The sequence below is a fragment of the Archangium sp. genome (assembly GCF_036389735.1).
Lineage (GTDB): Bacteria > Myxococcota > Myxococcia > Myxococcales > Myxococcaceae > Archangium.
In genome coordinates this window covers 1-20,925 of the sequence record NZ_DASVWK010000055.1, presented here as the reverse complement: position 1 = coordinate 20,925, position 20,925 = coordinate 1, and the positions used below count along the sequence as shown (strand labels likewise).

Genomic DNA, 20,925 nt, shown 5'->3' with positions numbered 1-20,925 from the left:
CTTCGTTCTCGCGACGAGGGGCGCCCGGGTGCTGGGCGTGGGGCGGGTCGAGGAGGGCTATTCCCATGAGCCCTCCTCGGACTTCTCCCACCGCCATCGCGTCAAGTGGCTGTCCCTGGACGAGTTCCAGCTCCCCGAGGGCAGCGGTGCCGACGCGCAGACCCTGCTGCGCACGGTGGAGTCCTCGGAGAGCATCGTCGCCATCGAGAAGCACCTGTTGGGCGCCTCGGCGCCCGCTCCGCTCCCGAAAGCGGGGCCCACGCCCAGGACGGCCCAGGGTGGGTACCCCATCCCCATTCTCCCCGCGCTCCACGGGCGCATCCAGGCCGTGCTGGAGCGCAAGGGACAGGTCATCCTCTACGGCCCGCCGGGCACGGGGAAGACCTACCTCGCCGAGCAGACGGTGCGGGACCTGGCCGCGTATGCGGCCTTCGGCGCGCCCTTCGCGGCCCTCGAGGCCGAACAGCGGGAGGCCCTCACGAAGGGGACGGAAGAGGAGGGGCCCCTGGTGCGCATGTGCTGCTTCCACCCCTCCTACGGCTACGAGGAGTTCCTCGAGGGCTACCGGCCGCGGGAGGAGGCGTCCGAGGGCGGGGCGATGCGCTTCGTCCTGCGTGACGGCATCTTCAAGCGGCTGTGCCTGGACGCACAGCGCCGGCCCCACCTGCGCTTCTACCTCATCATCGATGAGATCAACCGGGGCGATATCCCGCGCATCATGGGCGAGCTGCTCACGGTGATGGAGAAGAGCAAGCGCGGCAAGCCCATCCTCCTGCCGATGAGCGGGACGCCCTTCCAGGTGCCGGAGAACGTCTACCTCGTGGGCACGATGAACACGGCGGATCGCTCCATCGCGCTGCTCGACACGGCGTTGCGGCGCCGGTTCGGCTTCCTGGAGTTGATGCCGGACTCCTCGCTGCTCGGAAATTCCCTGGTGGAGGGAATTCCACTCGGCCCCTGGCTGAAGGCGCTCAACGCGCGCATCTGCCAGCACGTCGGGCGCGACGGGCGCAATCTCCAGGTTGGCCATGCCTACCTCATGGAGCGCGGAGAGCCCCTCACCGACTTCCATCGGTTCTCGCGCGTGGTGCAGGAGGACCTCATCCCCCTCCTCGAGGAGTACTGCTACGAGGACTGGGCCGCGCTGGAGAAGATTCTCGGCAGCAGCCTGGTGAGCCGGAAGGAGCAGCGGGTGTGTCACGAGCTGTTCGACTCGGCCCGGCAGTCGGATCTGATCCAGGCGCTCCTCGCGCCGAGCCCGGAGGTCGGCTGGTCGGCCCCGGCCATCGCTTCGGAGGCGAGCGCCCAGAGCGAGGACGAGGACGACGCCGGCACGGAGCCTGACGGTCCATGAACCCCGCCGAGCTCTCGGAGTGGCGGAGCTGGCCTCCGGAGGGCGGGCCGCGCGTGGCTCCCATCCACCTGGACGATGAGCCCGAGGTGCGGCGGCTGGCCGAGTACCTCGACCGGCTGCGAATGCTCCGGGTGCGGGACCTCAAGGCGGGCCTGCGCCTCGAAGCGACGTCCTATGTCGGGACGATCCGGCTCGGCAGCCTGCCCGTCATCATCCGTCCCAAGCTCCAGGGGGCGCCGCTCCTCTCGCTGCTGCGCTACGCCTACGGGTTGCGCAACCTCGAGCTCTTCTCGGCGCTGGAGCAGGGGACCTCCGGACCGTCGTTCCAGGATCTGCTCATCCATCAGCTCGAGGCGGAGCTCCAGGAACTCCTCCACGGGGGGCTGCATCGCGGGTACGTGCGTCGGGACGAGGAGCTCGCGAGTCCCAGGGGAAGAATCGACCTGGGTTGGTGGATGCGGCACGCCGGCTCGGGCCGGGCGACGCTGCGCTGCTCGTACCATCCCCGGCTGGAGGACCATCCCCTCAACCAGGTGCTGCGTGCCGGGCTCGACCTGGCCCTGCGGCTCACGGACGATGTCGGGCTTCGGACCCGGCTTCACCGGCTCGATGCGCTGCTGCAGGGCATTCGGCGGGTGGCGCTGCACCCGGTGCTCCTGGAGCGGATCATCCGCGAGACCGACCGGATGACCGCGGCCTACCGGCCTGCACTGTCCATCATCGACGTGCTCCTCGACGCGCGGGGGACGACCCAGGAGGCGTCCTCGCACAAGAAGGTGGAGCTCCCGGGTTTCCTCTTCGACATGAACCGTTTCTTCCAGGCGCTCCTGTCGCGCTTCTTGAAGGAGAACCTGCGGGACCACACCGTGCGCGACGAGTTCCGGCTGGACAAGCTGATGGCCTACGCCGCGACCCATAATCCCCAAAGGCGTCAGGCGCCTGCTCCGCGGCCCGACTTCGCCATTCTGCGGGGGCAGCGTGTGGTGGCGCTGCTCGATGCGAAATACCGCGACCTGTGGGAGACGAAGCTCCCGCATTACATGCTCTACCAGCTCGTCATCTACGCGCTGAGTCAGGGCTCCGCGGGGAGCGCGGTCATCCTCTACCCGACGATGACCTTGGAAGCCCGGGAGCAGGTCGTCGAGGTCAACGATATCGTCCAGGGAGGCCGCCGGGCCACGGTGGTCCTCAGGCCGGTCCAGCTCCAGGTGCTGGCGGCGCTGGTGAGCCAGCGGGACGGCGTGGCCGCGGAGCGCGAACGGGAGTCCTTCGCGCGCCAACTGGCCTTGGGCGGGACGTGAAACCGCGGTTCAAGGCTTGCGGCCCGCCAGCAGCACGTTGTCGCTGAACCAACGCCCCCGCAGGCCCCAGCGCGTCGGCCACTGGAAGCGCGTGAAGGGCAGCCGCCCCGAGTCCGTGTAACGGACCTCGACCCGCTCCAGCCCGCACTCGGTGGCGATGTTCCGCAGGTCCTGCTCCAGCAGGGCGGTGATGTGGGCCGGGTAGAGCCCCGCGGACGTCTGGAAGGCGTTGAACTCGTTCTTCACCACGAGCGTCAGCTTGCTCAAGAGGCTGAGCTGGTTGGGAGTGGTGACCACCACCCGTCCTCCCGGGCGAGCCAGCCGCACCAGCTCCCGCATGAAGGCGCGCGGGTTCTCCAGGTGCTCGATGGTCTCCACCGCGACCACCGCGTCCGCGACGCCCGGCTCCAGTGGGAGCGGCAGTTGGTTGAGGTTCGCCTGGACGAAGCGGGCCCAAGGGGCCTGGGGAAAACCCGGGTAGGCCACGAGGTCGCACCCCACGTAGTGCTCGAACAGGCCCGTCAGCGCCCCCGCGAGCCCTCCCCGGCCACACCCCACGTCCACGAGCGTGCCCACCGGGGCTCCCGACTCGCGCAGCACCCGCGCCACCAGTCGGTAGATGGGATCCGCGCTGCTGCCACCGGAGAGCGCCGCGCGCGCACTCGCCTCGTCATCGCTCCGCATGAAGTCACCCCTCCATCCGCGCCGGGGTGGGCAGCCCCCGGGGCCTCCCTCATACCATGGGCGCCCCGGCTTCCGGTTCGGATGCCGGTTCCGCCGCGGTGGAGGGGTGAGGTCAGCGGTGAGGACGCTCGTTAGTAGCCGAACGAGTCGTACTTGCACCCGGAGTTGACGGGGTACGAGCCCTTGCCCATGTCGTGCGGCACGCCGACCTGGATCATGCCCTTGCACGTCTTGCCCTGGCTATCCTTGGCCGTGAAGCTGATGCAGTACACGCGCCCGTCTCCCCGGCCACTGCGCTCCGCTCGCAGGTACACCGCGTCCTTCTTGCCCTGCGCCCACATGGCATCCGGCGACGTGTTGCCATCACCCCTGTCATTCACGGGCTCGTCCTGTTTCACCGACGTGATGGTGATGGACTTCGCGCCACTCAACTTCACGAGGTGGAACTTGTGGTTCGGCGGCCACAGCAGCTTCGGACTCGCCTTCACGGTCTTGCACGACGAGGGGTGGTCCTGCTCCAGCGCGCTGACCTCCTCCTCCCACGTCTCTTCCTGCGTCAGCGCCTCCTGCTCCTCGAACGAGCCCTCCTCCTCCAGCGGGCCACCGCAACCCACGGACCCCAACATCGCGACCAGCGTGAAGAGCGCCACCTTGGAGCCAGTTCCTCGCATGTCCGTCCCCTTGTCCCTGATTTCCTGCCGGGCGGGCCCAGGATGGGGTCCCGCCTCCAATGTGAGGGTGGGGATGGCCAACGCCTCTCCTCCATCGCGCGTCAGGGGGGATGCTCTGCCGCCACCACCTCCGACTAGATGGACCCCGGGGTGGGGCAAGCGGTTCGTTTCGTGAATGGGGTGGGACTTGCGCTCGACGCAGTGCGGGGTAGTAGACACGGGGTCTTCGGGCGCTTCGAGATGGTGCTGCAAGGACCCGAAGGCTACCCGGTGCTCCCTGCCCGTTTGGCCCCACCCGACGGGCGTTGGTGTTCCGGCTTGTTTCGAAACCAGCACTCCCCCGGAGCGTGCGTCTATGCTGGTCACCACGCACGTCCCGTGACCTGGGCGCGCATGGCACGAGGGGTAGGCCCATGGTGAAGATCGATGAGCTTCTGTTGGAGAAGCTGGGCAGGCCGCTGGCAGCCCACTTGCTGACGATGTGGGTCGGTCCAGTCGCCGGGATGGTGGGTGGGGCCACTTTGGATTTGGGCCTTGCCCGACTCCGAGACATGCGCGACCGGCGGGCTGCCGAGCGGCTCATGACGGGAATGGCCGATAGCATCGTCTACCAGCTCGTACCGCTCTTCGAGCGCGAAGCCGGCATGCGTCATGACATGAACGTCGAGGCGGTCGCCTGCGAGCTGAGGGACACCCTTGATGGCATGGTGTCGTCGGAACTCGTCGTCGCCCGCGAGCTCGACCCCACGAAGTTGGCAGCGGCCTTCCGAGAGCATCGAGCGCTCCCACAAGGGCATTTCGCGGAAGCCGAGGCGGCCCTCTACGAGCGCTCTCTCAACGAGGTGGCCCGCTATCTGGTCGAGGTTGCCTCTCAGCTCCCTCGTTTCAAGGAGGTGGAGGTCAAGGCCCAGCTCCAGAAACTCCATCATCTGCAGGACACGCTCGACAAGGTGTTGGAGCCCATCAGGAAGATGGCGGAGACGGTCTGGGCCGCGGCACCGCAGAAGACCCATCCACTCTTCGAAACAGCCTATCGCCAGGCGGTTGCCCGGAATGTCGATCAACTCGATCTCTTCGGCGTCGACGTGCATCAGGCAGTGAAACGGTACGCGCTGTCGGTGGCCTACATTCCCCTCGGACTCCAAGAGGAGGCCTCTGATGAGGAGACACTGACGCAGAAGGGGCTGGAGGAAATTCTGGACACGCTTCCAGCCGACTCCGTGCGGCTCCTCGTGCGTGGACAGGCGGGAAGTGGCAAGAGCACCCTTTTCCGGTGGGCGGCCATGACCGCAGCCCTTGAAGCCAAGGCGATGCCTACCGACGAGCGACTGCTTCTGGCAGGCACTCCTGCGGGAGGGCAGGCGACATGGCGTACCCGAGTTCCCTTCTTGCTCCGCTTGCGGAGCTGCACGGATGGCAAGCTCCCTCCTCTCGAAGGACTGACCCTGCACACCGCGCCAGAACTCGGCAAAGCCCCCGATGGGTGGGTGAGATCGGTCCTGAACGACGGGCGAGCGCTGCTCCTCATTGATGGCGTTGACGAGGTGCCGCGCCATCTACGGCATACCGTCGAGGAGGAGGTCGGACGCTTCGTCAACACCTACCCCCGGTGCTGCTACCTGCTGAGCACCCGACCCACCGCAGTGCCTCCAGGGTGGCTGAAACACCTCGGCTTCCGAGAGGCTGAGGTGACCCCGCTGTCCGTCCTGGACCGCGAGCGACTCATCGACCATTGGCACCGGGCTGTGACGCTCAAGTTGGAGAAGGTGGGAGCTTCCGCCGAGGATCTGCCTGCCCTCGCTCAAGAACTCAAGGTGACGCTCCGCCAGGGCCCGACCATCGCCCGGCTGACAACCACCCCACTCCTCACGGCGGTCATCTGCGCACTCCATCGCGAGCGGAACCAGAGGCTTCCGGAAACATTGGATGAACTGTGCGAAGCCTTGTGCCAGATGCTCCTTCACCGTCGCGAGTCGGAGACCCTGGACCTGTCTGGCTTTCCAGAGGTCTATCGGAAGCTTTCGTACCCGGACAAGAAGAACATTCTCCGTGCGCTGGCACATGACATGGTGCTCAACGGGAGATCCGAACTGGATAAAGACAGGGCCCAGCAGGAGGTGGGCCAGATGATTGAGCTCCTCGGAAAACCCCGCTCCGATGGGCCCGCCATCTTGGAGGGACTCATCGAGCGCAGCGGAATGCTGCGTGAACCGGGGCCCGAGAAGGTCGATTTCATCCACAACACGTTCAAGGAGTACCTTGCCGCGGAGGTCTTCACTGAACGGGGTCATGATGGTTTGCTGGCTCGGAATGTCCTCGACCCGGATTGGAAGCCCGTCCTGGTCTTCGCGGTGATGAGGGGGAGTGAGTCCTTCAACGCCAGCCTCATCCAGCAGGTACTCGCGGAACCCAAAAGCGGTCTTGAACCTTCGGACAAATCTGCGGGCAGTGAGCGGGAGCGGGAGCTCATGGCGGTGCTTTTGGAAGCTTCTGCCCGACGCTTGAGAAAGGAGGAGCGGGAGCATGTGGCAAAACTTCGAGAGCGACTTTTCCCTCCTGCGACGATGGGGGAGGCCGAAATGCTGGCATCAGTAGGGGACGATGTCGTTCCATTCCTCCGCTACCGCAAGAAATTGACGGTCCACATGGCGGCGGCTTGTGTACGAACTCTTCGTTTGATTGGGTCTGCGGCAGCCCAGGATGCTTTGAAGGGATATTTGAACGAGACGAGATGGACAGTTGTCGAGGAACTGGTTTTTGCCATTGAGCCACTGGACATCAAACTCGTTCGTCAAACTCTTCTTGAAAATACCCTGCCCTCTGGGCGCATTCGCTCACAAATTCGGGACGTGAGACGGCTTTTCGCGCAAGAAGGAATCCGTGCGGACATGTCTTCCCTACAACGCCTTGACCTTCACGGCACCCAGGTGCGGGACCTTTCGCCCCTCTCGGCCCTCACCTCGCTGCAAAGCCTCCAGCTTAGTGTGACCCAGGTGCAGGACCTCTCGCCCCTCTCGGCCCTCACCTCGCTGCAAAGCCTCGACCTTCGCGGAACCGAGGTGCAGGACCTCTCCCCGCTCTCGGCGCTCACCTCGCTGCAAAGCCTCTACCTTCACGGCACACAGGTGCGGGACCTTTCGCCCCTCTCGGCCCTCACCTCGCTGCAAAGCCTAGACCTTAGCGGCACCCAGGTGCAGGACCTATCGCCTCTCTCGGCCCTTTCCTCGTTGGAAGGCCTCGACCTTAGCGGCACCCAGGTGCAGGACCTATCGCCTCTTTCAGTCCTGATAGACAACGGGCTCATGGTCATCCGCTAACCCTATAACTACAGCCTCGAAGGTGGCCAGCGGCAATCGGGTGATGAAGTTTTACCTGAAAGCCGAACCCTTTCCCGGGAGGAGTCACATGCTCGCGTTGCTTTTGCTGGTGCTGACACAGATTCCCTGCACACCGGGCGAGACGTCGACGGTGTGTCACTGCAAGGCAGGAATGCTCAGTGCGTGCGCGACGCTGAGTTTGGAGAACCCGGAGAAGGCGGCGGAGATTCTCGCGCAGTTGGAGAAAGTCGCTGCGCAGGCCCAGGTGGTGGATGCGGCTGCTCAGAAGGTGGGGGAGACGCGCGAGGCCAAGGTTCAGGATTCCTCCGACTGTTCCGATCCCACCGAGTGCAAGGGACAGTTGCACCACGTCATCTCCAGGCCCATCGCCAAGGCATTGAAGGACCACGAAACGCTTGGCGGCCATTACGAGGCACGAGATCCACGCTTCGTCACCAGGGCCGTGGACGAGCAGGCCCACTGTGGCTATCAGGAGTGGCACCGGAAGGTGGACAAGGAAGTCATTGAATGGCTCAACGACCGCCGCCGGCTGACACCGGAGCGGTTCGAAGCCTTTCTTCGTCAAATTTATAGACGGCCCGAGATGCTCAAGAGGTTTCCCCATGGCTTCTGAGCCCTCCTCTCCGCGCTTTTTCGTCCTTCAAGAGGGGCCCCTCTGGTCCCGGTACGACGTCGATGTCGAGAAGGCCGAGCCCGCCAATCGCGGAAGCGGTGCCCGATGCCCTCGGTGTGGCGGGGTCATTGGAATGAAGCCCTGGCTCCCGCCTTACCGTGTCGAGTTGGTGTTGCACGGTGAGGAGTTCGGCGATTTCATCAAGGCCCCTGGGGATGACCTCCTCGTCTCCGAGCGGTTCGCCAAGGCCTTCCGTGAAGAAGGACTCACGGGCCTGGAGGGTTTCCACCCGGTCGAGGTGCTCCGGGTCCGCGGGAAGCGGCGAGGTCCCAAGCCTTCCCACGTTCCCCCCTATCTCGCCGTCACGGCCTGCTTCGGCAGCGGAGCGGTGGACCTGGGGCGCAGCCGCTTTCGCGGTGCCTCTCCCCCCACCTGCGAGGAGTGCCGCTACATGGACTTCGAGGCCGTCCATGGCTACACCCTGGAGCCCGGCTCCTGGCGGGGGGAAGACATCTTCCGCCCTCGAGGGTTTCCGGGGCGTGTCCTCGTCTCCGAGTGCTTCGAGCGCTTCGTGACGGGGCACGGGTTCACCAACCTGAGGCTGACTCCCACTGAGGAGTTCGTGTGGGATCCCCTGGCGCCCCAACCGTTGTCTACCCCGCAGGAGGGTTCCACCTGAACCTGGGGTCATTGACTCACTTGTCAAAGCCCTGGCTCTCATCGTCTCCTCTTGCTCCGCAAGGAGACTGAATGGGCAACGAGCTTCGTTTCGACGGAAAGGTCGCCATCGTCACCGGCGCCGGGAATGGTCTGGGTCGCTCGCATGCACTGCTGCTCGCGAGCCGCGGCGCCAAGGTGGTCATCAATGACCTCGGTGGAGCCACCACCGGTGGCGGTCGCAGCTCCGAGGCCGCCGACAAGGTCGTCGCCGAGATCAAGGCCGCTGGCGGCGAGGCCGTCGCCAACCACGACTCCGTCGAGGACGGCGCGAAGATCGTCCAGACCGCGCTCGACACCTGGAAGCGCGTCGACATCGTCATCAACAACGCCGGCATCCTCCGCGACACCAGCTTCCAGAAGATGTCCGAGCAGGACTGGGAGCTCATCTACCGCGTGCATCTGCTCGGCGCCTTCCGCGTCACCCAGGCCGCCTGGCCCCACCTGCGCGACCAGGGCTATGGCCGCATCCTCTTCACCGCCTCGGCCGCTGGCATCTACGGCAACTTCGGGCAGGCCAACTACGGCATGGCCAAGCTCGGCCTGGTGGGCTTCGCCAACACGCTGGCCATCGAGGGCCGCAAGAAGAACGTCTTCGCCAACGCCATCGCCCCCATCGCCGGCAGCCGCATGACAGAGACCGTGCTGCCTCCGGAGGTCGTCGACGCGCTCAAGCCCGAGTACGTCAGCCCGCTCGTCGTCTGGCTCTGCCACGAGGACTGCCAGGAGTCCGGCTCCCTCTTCGAGGTGGGCGGTGGCTTCATGGCGAAGCTCCGCTGGGAGCGCACCCGCGGCAAGGTCTTCAAGCTCGGTCGCCCCATCACCCCCGAGGCCGTCCAGCGGTCCTGGGAGGCCGTCACCGACTTCACCGACGCCACCCACCCCGCCGACATCGCCGCCAGCATGCAGCCGGTGATGGACAACCTCTCCTCCCCTCCGAGCAGGGGCGGCAACGAGTTCATCGACGTGGACGCCGCGCTCGGCTACCAGTTCCCCGAGACGACCTCGTCCTATGACGAGCGCGACCTGTCGCTCTACGCGCTGGGCGTGGGCGCCGCGCAGGATCCGCTCGATGCCAAGGAACTCCAGTACGTCTACGAGCTGCACGGCGAGGGCTTCCGACCGCTGCCCACCTACGGCGTCATCCCCGCCCTCAACACCGTCCTCGCGCAGGCCGCCGAGGGTAAGCAGGCCCCCGGGCTGAACTACGGGCTGGACCGCGTCCTCCACGGCGAGCAGTACACCGAGTTGCTCCGCCCGCTGCCCCCCAAGGCCACCCTGCGCCACAAGGGCCGCATCAAGGACATCTTCGACAAGGGCAAGAACGCGCTCGTTGTCACCGAGGTCACCAGCTACGACGCCCAGAGTGGCGAGCCACTCGTGCGCAATGAGATCACCACCTTCGTCCGGGGTGCCGGCGGGTGGGGCGGGGACCGTGGGCCGACGAGCGACATCAACGTGCCGCCCGAGCGCGCCCCCGACGCCGTCATCACCGAGAAGACGCACGAGAACCAGGCGCTCCTCTACCGCCTCTCGGGCGACTGGAACCCGCTGCACGCCGACCCCGAGTTCGCTCGCAACTTCGGCTTCAAGCGGCCCATCCTTCACGGCCTGTGCACCTTCGGTTACGTGGGCCGCCACGCCATCAAGGCCTTCGCCGATGGCGACCCGCGCCTCTTCAAGAGCATCCGCGTCCGCTTCGCCGACACGGTGCTCCCCGGCGAGACGCTCCGCACCGAGTTGTGGAAGGAGGGCGACCGCGTCCTCGTCCGCTGCAAGGTCGTCGAGCGCGACAAGGTCGTCATCAGCAACGCCGCCGTCGAACTCTATAAGGAGGTTCCCAAGGCCCAGGCGAAGCCCGCCGCTCCGGCGCAGGCGAGCGCTCCGGCCACCGCCTCGGGTGGGGGCTCGGCCAGCGCCCGCGTCTTCGAGGCGATCCGCGGCTACGTGGCCCAGCACCCCGAACTCGTCGGCAAGGTGGCCAACGTCTACCTCTTCAAGCTGACCCAGCCGGACAGCACCTGGACGCTCGACCTCAAGAACGGCGCGGGTGCCGTGCAGGAGGGCGCGCAGGGCAAGGCCGACTGCACCCTGGAGCTCACCGACGCGGACTTCCTCGCCATGACTTCCGGCAAGGCCGACCCGCAGAAGCTCTACTTCGGCGGCAAGCTGAAGATCACCGGCAACGTGATGGCCTCGCAGAAGCTCGGGTTCCTCGCCAAGGTCGGCTCCGCCTCCTCGGCATCCCCGGTTGGGCGCGCCGCGTCCATCTTCAAGGCGCTCGGCGAGCGGCTGGCGCGGACGCCGGAGCTGGCCCGCGAGGTCGGTGCCGTCCTCCAGTTCCGCATCACCGAGCCCGAGGGTTCCTGGGTGGTGGACCTCAAGGACGCCCCGGGCGTCCGCGAGGGAAAGGCCGAGCGGGCGGACGTGACGCTCCGTCTCTCGGACGAGGACCTGGCGGCCCTGGTGCGGGATCCCCAGGCCGTGCAGCGGCTCTACCAGCACGGCAAGCTGCGGGTGGACGGGGATGCCCGGATCGCCTCGCGTCTGGCCTTCCTCAAGCAGCTCATCTGAAAGGAAAAGCGACCATGGGACGTCGGGTCAATGTCATCGGAGTGGGGATGGTGAAGTTCGCCAAGCCGGGCGCCAGCGAGGAGTACGACGTGATGGCGTCCAAGGCCGCCCACGCCGCCATCAAGGACGCGGGCATCGCCTTCAGCGACATCCAGCAGGCCTACGCCGGCTACGTCTTCGGCGACAGCACCTGCGGTCAGCGCGCCGTCTACTCGGTGGGCCTCACCGGTATCCCCGTCATCAACGTCAATAACAACTGCTCCACCGGCTCCACCGCGCTCTACCTCGCGCGGCAGGCCGTCGAGGGCGGGCTGGCCGAGTGCGTCCTCGCCCTCGGTTTCGAGAAGATGGAGAAGGGCGCCCTCGCCTCCAAGTACGACGACCGCGCCAACCCGCTCGAGCGCCACGTGGACACCATGAACCGGGCCCAGGGCGTCAGCCAGGCTCCCTTCGCCGCCCAGATGTTCGGCGGCGCCGGTCGCGAGTACCGCTGGAAGTACGGCACGAAGCGCGAGACCTTCGCCAAGATTTCGGAGAAGGCCCGCAAGCACGCCAGCAAGAACCCCTTCGCCCTCTTCACCCAGACGCTCTCGGTGGACGAGGTGCTGGCCTCGGACGAGGTGTTCGATCCGCTCACCCGCTTCCAGTGCTGCCCGCCCACCTGCGGCGCCGCCGCCGCCATCGTCTGCTCCGATGACTTCGCGCGGAAGCTCGGGCACACCAACCCCGTGTACATCGCCGCCCAGTCGATGACCACGGACATGCCCTCCAGCTTCGGCGACAGCATGATCAAGATGGTCGGCTTCGACATGGCCGCTCTCGCCGCGAAGCAGGTGTACGAGAAGTCTGGCGTTGGCCCCCAGGACGTCGACGTCGTCGAGCTGCACGACTGCTTCACCGCCAATGAGCTCCTCACCTACGAGGCCCTCGCCCTGTGCAAGGAAGGCGAGGCCGAGAAGTTCATCTGGGACGGCGACAACACCTACGGCGGCAAGTTCGTCACCAACCCCTCGGGTGGGCTGCTCTCCAAGGGGCACCCGCTGGGCGCCACCGGCCTCGCGCAGTGCACCGAGCTCGTCTGGCAGCTGCGCGGTCAGGCCGAGCAGCGTCAGGTCGAGGGCGCTCGCGTGGCCCTCCAGCACAACCTGGGACTCGGCGGGGCGTGCGTGGTGACGATGTACCGCCGCGACTAGGCGATGGGCCCCGCGGCAGCCCAGGCGGGCTGCCGCGAGGTCGGCATCGCTACGGGGAGCACGCGGCGATGGCTTTGTACCAGCAGTCGCTCCGGAGCGAGTTGTCGACGCTGATGGAGAGCGTCACCGGCTGACTCGCGTTGCCCGCCACGTCGTACGCCGTGGCGGTCACGGTGTGGAGCGCGCTGCCCGTGTCCTCCACGAACCAGGACCAGGAGAAGGGCGCCGAGGTGACGCTCGCCCGGGGAACGCCGTCGAAGGCGTAGTCCACGCGCGCCACCGCCACGTTGTCCGTCACGTTGACGGTGACGTCGATGTTCCCGCTCACCATCGCGCCGTCTTCCGGGGACGTGAAGAGGAGCACGGGCGGCTCGACATCATTGTCCACGGTCACCTGCACCTCGGCCGTTCCCACGTTGCCCAGGGAGTCATAGGCGAGGGCCCGCAGCGTCTGGGGGCCGCTGGGCTCCCCGTTGAGCGTGTCCCAATCGTAGGTGATGGACGCCGTGTTGGCGGTCCACAGCTTCCGGCTCCCCGCGTAGAGCTCGAGCTTCGTCACGCCCCTGTTGTCCGTGGCGGAGGCGGCAATCCGCACCAGGCCGCGCACGAGCCCCGGGCCAGGTGAGGAGAGGGTGACCTGGGGGGGCGTCACGTCCTGGCTGACGGTGACGGTCACGGGAGCCGAGGTGCCCACGTTGCCCCCCGCGTCATACGCCCGCGAGGTCAGCGTGTGCGTCCCCTCCGCGGTCTTGGCAGTGTTCCAGGTGTACGTGTAGGGCGCCACCGTGCGGATGCCCAGGAGGGTGGCTCCGTCGTAGAACTCGACCCTCGTCACGCCCACGTTGTCGCTGGCCGTGGCGGTGAGGGTGACGGCGCCGCCTACTACCGCTCCCGAAGTGGGCGAGGTCAGGGCCGTCGTGGGCACGACCGCATCCCGGGCCCCGACGGTGAACACCAGGTCATCGTGGTCGACATAGTCGTTGCCCGTCAGGCATGCCGAGGTGGGGTTGGCTGAATAGTGGAACATGCCGCGGATGGCCTGGGAGCCCACCGTGGAGGGCAGGGTGTACGTCGTCGAGAGCACCTGGGGCCCGGCCGCGCTCACCTTGAGCGTGCCGATGCGGACCCAGGTCGGACTGGAGGTGTTGGCGCTGGAATACAGCTCCAGCGTGTCCAGGGTGAGCCAGGCCCACACCGAGGCCTCGATCTTCACCGTCTTTCCCGCCGTGAGCGGCGAGCCATCCAGCGTGGACACCTTGAGCCGGTCCAGCGACGGGGTGGAGTGATAGGTGCCGCCCGTGCCGTCCGCGCAGGTACTCCAGATGGTGTTGGGCTGGTTGGGCTCGGGGCCCAGGGGTCCCCGGCCATTGAGCAGCGTGCCCGAGTCACACGACGCGGCCGAGCTGGAGCACCGGGGCACCTTGAGGCCGCTGTCGTACACCGCGGTGGCCACGACCGCCGCACTGTCGACGTTGATCGCCACGGTGGCCGCCTCGCTGCTCGAGTTCCCATCGCTGACCTGGTACGTGAAGGAGTCCGGCCCCGTGTAGCCGCTCTCGGGGGTGTACGTCAGGCCCGGCCCGGTGCCGGAGATCGTCCCGTGCGAGGGTACCGTGACCACCGTGTAGGCCAGCACGTCCCCGTCCGGATCCGTGCCCGGCAGCGTCAGCGCGGTGGGAGTTCCCGGCGCGGCCACGAGGTACAGGTCCCTGGCCACGGGCGCGTCATTCATCGGCGTCACCTTCAGCGAGACGGTGCCGATGGCCGCACTCGCTCCGTCGGCGGCCTGGTACTGGAACGAGTCGCCGCCGTAGTAGTTGGCCTCCGGGGTGTAGGTCAGGTCGGGCGCGGTACCGGAGAGCGTGCCGTGCGACGGGGGGGAGACCACCGAGTAGGTGAGGGGCTGGCCCAGGCTGGTCGTGGCCGCCAGCGTCACCGGGGTCGCCGTGTCCTCGACCGTGGTGAACGACACGTCCGGCGACGTGACCGTGCCGGGAGTGAGCCGCACCACCCGCCCACCCGGGATGGCGTTGACGGTGAAGGACAGCAGGTAGTGGCCTGGACGGAGTCCAGGCGCCACGGCGCTCAACGAGGTGCTCGAGAAGTGCGTGGAGGGGAGTCGCGTGAGGGCGCCGCCTCCCAGGGGCATGAGCGTCACCATGGAGGGGAAGTTCGTGGGCGAGGTCTCGAAGTAGCCACTGCTGGCCTCGGAGATGCCGCGGAAGCGGCTGCCGGTCGCGGTGAAGGCAGCGCCCTGGGTGACGAGCTCGGGTTGCGTGATGGACGGGCGCCAGGCCTCGTTCGTCCCCACCTCGTCGTAGGCCTCGGTGGGGTTCAACAGGCCGGTGCCGGTGCTGCCGCCCACGACGAGAGCCCGGCCCGAGGTCAGCAGCACGGCCGCGTGCGAGCTCCGGTTCGACCCCAGGACGACGGTGCTGGTCGTCCAGGCGTTCGTTTTCGCATCGTAGAGTTCCAGCGAGTTCAGGCTGGTCCCCGTGGTGTCCCTGCGACCGCCGGCCACCAGCACCTTGCCCGAGAGCAGGAGCGTCGCCGTGGTGCTGTCCCGCGCCGTCGCGAGGTTGCCCGCGGCGCTCCAGGTGCCCGTGGAGGGGTCATACCGCTCCGCCGAGGCGAGGAAGGTGCCCGCGGCATCGCGGCCTCCGGCCACCAGCACCCGGCCGGTGGGCAGCGGCACCCCCGTGTGGCCCACGCGCGCCGTCGCGAGGCTGCCCGTGAGGCTCCAGGTGCCCGTGGTCGGGTCGTACAGCTCCGCCGAGGCGAGAGGACCCGAGCCATCCGAGCCTCCGGCCACCAGCACCTTGCCCGTGGACAGCGGCAGCGCGACATGGCCCTCGCGGGGCACGAGCATGGAGCCCGTGGAGGACCAGGTGCCCGTGGTCGGGTCATACAACTCCGCCGAGCCCAGGCGGGCGCCCGTCCCGTCCAGGCCGCCCGTCACCAGCACCCGGCCATCGGGCAGGAGCGTCGCCGTGTGCCGCGAGCGGGCCGTGGCCAGCGAGCCCGTCGCGGTCCAGGCGTTCGTGTCGAGGTCATACACCTCCGCCGAGGAGAACGAGGCGGTGTTGAAGTCGTTGACTCCACCCGTCACCAGCACCTTGCCCGAGAGCAGGAGCGTCGCCGTGTGGGCGTTGCGTGCGACCCCGGGCGCGCCGGTGGGCTTCACGGTGCTGGCGGGATCGAAGAGCTCCGGGGTGGCATTCATGCCGTTGTCGTTACGCCCTCCCACGACGAGCACCTTGCCGTTGGGCAGCAACGTCGCCGTGGGGTTGGCGCGGGCCATCGCGAGGGAGGTCAGCTGGACGCGGGCCGCGTTGCCCGGATCGAAGATGATCGCGGTGCTGAGGATGCCATTGCCTTGGCCGCCGATCACGAGCACCTGGCCATCGGGCAGAAGCGTCGCGATGGGGCTGGTGCGGGTGCTCGGCATGGCGGTGGAGGCGGACCAGGTGCCCGTGGAGTAGTTGTACGTCGCGCTGGTGGCGAGAGCGGCGTTGTTCGTGCCATAGCCACCGGCGACCAGGACCCTGCCGTTGGGCAGCATCGCCATCGCGTAATAGGCGCGGGGCGAGGGCATCGAGCCGGTGGAGGACCAGGCGCCCGTGGCCGGGTCATACAGCTCCGAGCTGGAGAGCGAGGCGTTGCCATTGTAACCGCCCGTGACGAGTACCTTGCCGTTGGGCAGCAGCGTTCCTCCGGCGGAGCGGCGGGCATTGGTCATGCTGCCGGTGGAGGACCAGGTGCCCGTGGCCGGGTCGTACAGCGCGGCCGAGTTGATGATGGTGGTGGAGGTGCCATAGCCGCCGGCGACGAGCACCTTGCCATTGGGCAGGAGTACCGCGGTGTGCTGGGAGTGGACCTGGGGCATGTTGCCGGTGGGCGTCCAGGTGCCCGTGGCCGGGTTGTAGACATCCGCGCCAAGTCTGTTGGTGCCATAGGTGCCACCGGCGACGAGCACCTTGCCATCGTTCAACAGCGTCGCCGTGTGCATATCGTGGCTGTTCGCCATGGAGCCCGTGGGCGTCCAGGTGTTGGTGGCCGGGTTGTAGAGGTCCGCGGAGGAGGCGGTGGCGGCCGACCCGTTTCCATCATTCCCTCCGGCGGCCAGGACCCTGCCATCAGGCAGCACGGTCATCGTGTGATGGGTGCGGACGCGGCTCATCGAGCCGGCGGAGGACCAGGTCCCTGAAGCGGGGTCATACAGCTCCGCGGTGGCCGTGTAGCTCGAGTTGTTGGACCCGCCGGAGACCAGGACCTTGCCGTTGGGCAGCAGCGTCGTCGCGAAATGCCAGCGTGCCACCGCCATCGAGCCGGTGGCGGACCAGCCCGGATCGACGACCACGGGGCCGCTCAGCCCCTCCAGCCCGAGCACCAGCTCCACGGAGAGCGTCCGATCCACGAGCGCGTATCGGGCGGGCTCGCGGTCGGTGGACGCCACGCCCCGCAGCCGGGTCTCACCCCGGCGCGAGAGTCCCTGGGCGTCCCGCGCCACGCCGTAGTGCATGCGCAGCACGGGCCGCTCGTCCGCATCGAGGAACTCGAGGTACTCCTGGGCGTCGCGCACCGCCACGATGCCCTCCGGAACGGAGACCTCGTAGCGGGCGCGGTGCTCCTTCTCGCCCGCGGGCAGCACGACGTACTCCTCCGCGCGGTGGGTCACCCAGCGTCCCGCGGGCGTCTCGGTCCTGGCCCCGGCCGACGTCCATAGGTGACGGGAGCCATAGAAGGCGGCGCCCTGAAGGGTACGCTTCCTGGCCTGCTCGTCCGGCGTCCCGAGTGTCTTCACCCGGAAGAGATGGCCCCGGGTGGAGAGCGTCAGGGCCTCCCCCGCGGTGGCGGGCAACTCCACCTCCAGTGCGGTCTCGGGGTCGAGGGGGGCGGCGGTCTCACCGTCCTCGAGGTCGGGGTAGTACGCCTGAACGAGCTCCAGCGCGTTGTCCTCCTCGGTGCCGACGGCTTTCACCGCCGCCTGGGACGTGGCGCGGGAGCGGGGAGGGGCCCCCTGCTGGTCACTGGGAAGTCCTACCTGGACCCAGCCCTGGACGGTGTTCGGGGTGTCAGAGGAGGAGGAAGGCGCGACGGGTGACTGACAGGCCCCCAGTGCGAGCAAGGCGAGGAGGAAGACTTTCGATCTGAATGAGTGCATGCGGTTCCGGGCGAAAAAGGTTCGCCTCGGACGCATTCTTAGCTGGGTCTCTGACAAGGAGAGCAAGGGGCGGCCCGCTTCCTCGCCCAGTTCATTTCCTCGTCACAACCGGTGCGCCCCTTTCTCTGTCTGCCCTGACGGGTGTTTTCGAGAGGGGAGGTTGGCCAATGGCGGATACCTATACGGTGGTGCCTCATTCCGGAGCGGGATGCGGTTCGGATTGTGATTCCACGTTGCACAGGCCTCGCGATACCGGCGAGGCGCTTCTCTGCATGCGCGAGAAATTGAGCGCGCTCTACGCGGCGGGAGACAACCGCGCCATCTTCCTGCGCGCCTACCACGTCATGACGACCCAGGTGAACGCCGCGGTCCATGGGGGCAATGACGATTTCGCGACGCCCATCTTCTTCGATCCCGGCTGGGTCGATCGGCTCGCCGGGCGCTTCGCCCGCCTCTACTTCCAGTCCCTTCAGGAGCCCGTCTGTGATGCCTGGACCAAGGCCCACGAGCAGGCCAGCCAGCGCCGCTCGAGCGTCGTCCAGAACATGCTGCTCGGCATCAATGCCCACATCAACTTCGACCTGGCCCTCGGCATCCACGAGGTCCTCCAGGAGGAGGGGGACGCGAGCGACCCGGAGTTGATGGCGCGCCGCAAGTTCGACCATGACCAGATGAACAACGTCCTCATGCGCTGCAACCCGAAGATCCAGGAAGTCCTCGCGCGCGAGTTTGGCGGCGGCGCGCGGCTGTTCAGCGGGCTGTTCGGCATGCTCGACGAGCTGCTGACCGTCGCGGGCCTGCGCTACTACCGGGATCGCGTCTGGTGCAACACGCTCGGGTTGCTCTCGGCCAGGACTCCCAAGGAGCACGAGAAGGTGCGGCTCCGGCTCAACTGGGAGTCGTTACAGACCGCCGAGTTCCTCATCAAGGGCACCTGGATGAACGACGCCGTGTTCTTCCTCGACAAGGCCCTGCGTCGGCCGCGCTGGGGCCGCTTCGAGCCGGACGCGGACCGGGGCGCCCGGGCCGGAGGGCGCGTGGCGCACCAGCTCAAGCTGCTCTATTGAGCCCGCGGCCTAGACGGGGTGCGGCTCCGGTAGGAGCCCCCCCAGGCCCTCCAGCGCACGCCGCTCGAAGGCGTGTGCCCCCTGCAGGCGCGCGACCCGGAGGGCCTGCTGGAAGCTCCCGCGCGCCTCCTCCTCGCGCCCGAGCGCCCGCAGCGCCAGTCCCCGCAGCCGGTGCAGCTCGGCCTCGTAGAAGTGCTGGCCCTCCGTGCGGGTCCGCGCCAGCGCCTCGGTCGTCACCGTCAGTGCCTCGCGCGGCTGTCCCAGCTTCAGGTGCAGATCCGCCAGCATGCCCAGGTCATGGTGGAACAGGCCCACGCGGATGCCCGGCTCGTCCCAGCCCTTGATGGCCTTGTGCATGAGCGACAGCCCCATGCGCGCGTGTCCCAGCTCCGTCAGCGCCCAGATGCGCACCAGCGTGGACCAGGTGAGCCATGCCCGGAAGCCGTGCTCGCGCGAGAGCGCGATGGCCTCCTCGGACCACTCCAGCGCGCGCCGTGCCTCGCCCCGCAGCTGGCAGGCCACGGTGATGTACGTCAGCACGCTGGCGAGCGTATGCGGGTGGCCGATGCGCCGCGCCAGCTCCAACGCCTCCTGGCTGGCCCGAAGGGCCTCCTCGTCCCGATCCAGCACCGAGTACACCATGGCCCCGAAGGCCAGCGCCGTGGCGCGCGGGTCGATCCACTGCTCCTCGGCCAGGGCCCGGTGCTCCTCGAGGGAGAAGTTCGAGCAGGCCAGCACCTGCTCGATATGCTCCAGCGCCGCCGCCATGTTCCCCCAGATGAAGAAGTCCGCCGCCATCATCCGGTAGCCCAGCGCGAGCAGCTTCGGATCGTGCTGTCGCTCCCCCTGGGCCACGAGCTGCTCGGCGAGCTGGTGCGCCAGGGAGTACTCCGCCCGCGAGAAGTAGTAGGTGAAGGGCCCCCAGTAGGACAGCCTCAGCCGGGGCAGCGCCTCGCCCACGAGGTGGATGAGCTCGCGCGCGCGGGCGTACGTCCGCTCCACCTCGGGTGAGCGGTAGCCCTGCACCTGGGCCAGCGGGGTGCCCAGGGAGATGAGCAGCCGCAGCTCCACCCGGAGCCGCTGGGGTGTATCCGGCAGCAGGCGCAACAGCCGCAGGGCCTGCCGGAAGTGGCTCACCGCCTCCTGGTTGGCCGAGCGCAGGCTGGCGCGCTGCCCGGCCTGGTCCCAGCAGCGGAGGGCCTGCTCGTATTCGCCCGCCTCGGTGTAGTGGTGGGCGAGCAGCTCCGGCTGCGTCTCGGCCAGCTCGGGGCACAGCTCCAGCAGGCCCTGCGTGACGCGGTGGTGGAGCTGCCGGCGCGCGCCGCGGGGCAGGGACTGCCGGGCCGCGTCCTGGAGGAGGGCATGCCGGAACTGGTAGCCCGGGCCCTCATCCGTGTCCCGGGGCTGGAGGAGCCCGGCCGTCACCAGCTCCTCGAGGTCCCGCCGCAGCGCGGACGGGCTTCGCTGGGTCAGCGTGGACAGCAGGGCGTGGGAGAAGCCGCGGCCAATCACCGCGCACAGCTGGGCCAGCTCCTTCTCGCGCGAGGGCAGCAGATCCAACCGCGCCAGCAGCAGCTCATGCAGGGTGATGGGGATGGAGCCGGGCGTGCCCTGCTCCAGCACCATGCGCGTCAGCTCCTCCACGAAGAGGGGAATGCCGTCCGTCTTGACCACCAGTTGCTGGACCTGCTCCGGCGTCAGCTCCCGGCCCCTGGCGGACTCGCGCACCAGCGTGGCGGTGAGCTCCGGAGGCAGCCGCTCCAGCGTGAGCGTGTGCACCCAGGGGTGCTGGGCCCAGGCGGGGTGGAAGTCGGGCCGGGCGGTGAGGACGAGCAGGATGCACTCCTTCTCCACGCGCTCGAGGATGTAGCCGAGCAGCTCCAGGGTGGAGGGGTCCGCCCAGTGCAGATCCTCCACCACCCCGAGCACCGGGTGATTCCGGGCCATGTGAAACAGCAGTGCCGCGAGCGCCTCGAAGGTGCGCTCCTTGAGCCGCCCCGGCGAGAGCTGGAGGGAGGGAAGGTCCCCGGGCACGGGCTGCGAGAGGAGCTGGGCCAGCAGGGTGGCGTCTTCCGGGGACAGCCCCAGCCTCTCCAGCACCTCCTGTCGCGACGGCAGGCCGCGCCGCAGCATCTCGATGATGGGGTGAAAGGCACTGGTGCTGGACTGTGACCAGCACTGGCACTGGAAGTGGTTGCAGCGCTTCTGGCGGACCCGCTCGTGCAGCTCCTGGACGAGCCGGGACTTGC

At 67.9% G+C, this 20,925-nt stretch carries 12 protein-coding genes; 8 read left to right on the top strand and 4 right to left on the bottom strand.

Going from position 1 to position 20,925, the window contains the following annotated elements; all coding sequences use genetic code 11:
* The coding region (locus VF794_RS02040) for an AAA family ATPase (protein ID WP_331107184.1) at positions 1 to 1,354 on the top strand (1,354 nt) is incomplete at its 5' end.
* Positions 1,351 to 2,655 carry an McrC family protein gene (locus VF794_RS02035; RefSeq protein ID WP_331107182.1) on the top strand — a complete coding sequence of 435 codons (1,305 nt, stop codon included), beginning with the start codon at positions 1,351 to 1,353 and terminating at the stop codon, positions 2,653 to 2,655. The genes VF794_RS02040 and VF794_RS02035, both read left to right, overlap by 4 nt.
* Before the next feature lie 9 nt (positions 2,656 to 2,664).
* Here the strand turns inward: VF794_RS02035 and VF794_RS02030 are convergent, their stop codons facing one another.
* Together VF794_RS02030 and VF794_RS02025 are read right to left on the bottom strand one after the other, a co-directional pair.
* A complete protein-coding gene (locus VF794_RS02030) occupies positions 2,665 to 3,339 on the bottom strand; it encodes a class I SAM-dependent methyltransferase (protein ID WP_331107180.1) in 675 nt (224 codons plus the stop codon).
* 131 nt (positions 3,340 to 3,470) lie between these two features.
* A complete protein-coding gene (locus VF794_RS02025; RefSeq protein WP_331107179.1) occupies positions 3,471 to 4,010 on the bottom strand; it encodes a hypothetical protein in 540 nt (179 codons plus the stop codon).
* A gap of 413 nt (positions 4,011 to 4,423) precedes the next feature.
* Between VF794_RS02025 and VF794_RS02020 the strand changes: the two genes are divergently transcribed.
* The 5 genes from VF794_RS02020 to VF794_RS02000 all read left to right on the top strand — a co-directional run bounded on the left by VF794_RS02020 (position 4,424) and on the right by VF794_RS02000 (position 12,445).
* The gene (locus VF794_RS02020; RefSeq protein ID WP_331107178.1) at positions 4,424 to 7,327 is read left to right on the top strand and encodes an NACHT domain-containing protein; all 2,904 of its coding nucleotides are present in this window, start codon (positions 4,424 to 4,426) and stop codon (positions 7,325 to 7,327) included.
* Between the two features lie 88 nt (positions 7,328 to 7,415).
* Positions 7,416 to 7,961 (top strand): Wall-associated protein precursor, encoded by a 546-nt coding sequence (locus tag VF794_RS02015; RefSeq protein ID WP_331107176.1) that lies wholly within the window; start codon positions 7,416 to 7,418, stop codon positions 7,959 to 7,961.
* Positions 7,962 to 8,094: 133 nt separating this feature from the next.
* Positions 8,095 to 8,640 carry a hypothetical protein gene (locus VF794_RS02010; RefSeq protein WP_331107174.1) on the top strand — a complete coding sequence of 182 codons (546 nt, stop codon included), beginning with the start codon at positions 8,095 to 8,097 and terminating at the stop codon, positions 8,638 to 8,640.
* A 71-nt stretch (positions 8,641 to 8,711) separates the two neighbouring features.
* Positions 8,712 to 11,252 carry a peroxisomal multifunctional enzyme type 2 gene (locus tag VF794_RS02005; protein ID WP_331107173.1) on the top strand — a complete coding sequence of 847 codons (2,541 nt, stop codon included), beginning with the start codon at positions 8,712 to 8,714 and terminating at the stop codon, positions 11,250 to 11,252.
* A 14-nt stretch (positions 11,253 to 11,266) separates the two neighbouring features.
* Positions 11,267 to 12,445: a lipid-transfer protein gene (locus VF794_RS02000; protein WP_331107171.1), complete on the top strand. Its 1,179-nt coding sequence runs from the start codon at positions 11,267 to 11,269 to the stop codon at positions 12,443 to 12,445.
* 49 nt (positions 12,446 to 12,494) lie between these two features.
* On the opposite strand, the gene VF794_RS01995 is transcribed toward VF794_RS02000, so the two are convergent.
* Positions 12,495 to 17,426: a kelch repeat-containing protein gene (locus VF794_RS01995; protein WP_331107169.1), complete on the bottom strand. Its 4,932-nt coding sequence runs from the start codon at positions 17,424 to 17,426 to the stop codon at positions 12,495 to 12,497.
* A gap of 455 nt (positions 17,427 to 17,881) precedes the next feature.
* Between VF794_RS01995 and VF794_RS01990 the strand changes: the two genes are divergently transcribed.
* The gene (locus tag VF794_RS01990) at positions 17,882 to 18,676 is read left to right on the top strand and encodes a DUF5995 family protein (protein WP_331107167.1); all 795 of its coding nucleotides are present in this window, start codon (positions 17,882 to 17,884) and stop codon (positions 18,674 to 18,676) included.
* A 9-nt stretch (positions 18,677 to 18,685) separates the two neighbouring features.
* On the opposite strand, the gene VF794_RS01985 is transcribed toward VF794_RS01990, so the two are convergent.
* A partial coding sequence (locus VF794_RS01985) for an ATP-binding protein (RefSeq protein WP_331107165.1) occupies positions 18,686 to 20,925 on the bottom strand: 2,240 nt, incomplete at its 5' end.

Coding starts and splice junctions, on each gene's coding strand:
- VF794_RS02005 (WP_331107173.1), top strand. CDS start 8,712: ATGGGCAACGAGCTTCGTTTCGACGGAAAGGTCGCCATCGTCACCGGC.
- VF794_RS02015 (WP_331107176.1), top strand. CDS start 7,416: ATGCTCGCGTTGCTTTTGCTGGTGCTGACACAGATTCCCTGCACACCG.
- VF794_RS01990 (WP_331107167.1), top strand. CDS start 17,882: ATGCGCGAGAAATTGAGCGCGCTCTACGCGGCGGGAGACAACCGCGCC.
- VF794_RS02025 (WP_331107179.1), bottom strand. CDS start 4,010: ATGCGAGGAACTGGCTCCAAGGTGGCGCTCTTCACGCTGGTCGCGATG.
- VF794_RS02010 (WP_331107174.1), top strand. CDS start 8,095: ATGAAGCCCTGGCTCCCGCCTTACCGTGTCGAGTTGGTGTTGCACGGT.
- VF794_RS02020 (WP_331107178.1), top strand. CDS start 4,424: ATGGTGAAGATCGATGAGCTTCTGTTGGAGAAGCTGGGCAGGCCGCTG.
- VF794_RS02035 (WP_331107182.1), top strand. CDS start 1,351: ATGAACCCCGCCGAGCTCTCGGAGTGGCGGAGCTGGCCTCCGGAGGGC.
- VF794_RS02000 (WP_331107171.1), top strand. CDS start 11,267: ATGGGACGTCGGGTCAATGTCATCGGAGTGGGGATGGTGAAGTTCGCC.
- VF794_RS02030 (WP_331107180.1), bottom strand. CDS start 3,339: ATGCGGAGCGATGACGAGGCGAGTGCGCGCGCGGCGCTCTCCGGTGGC.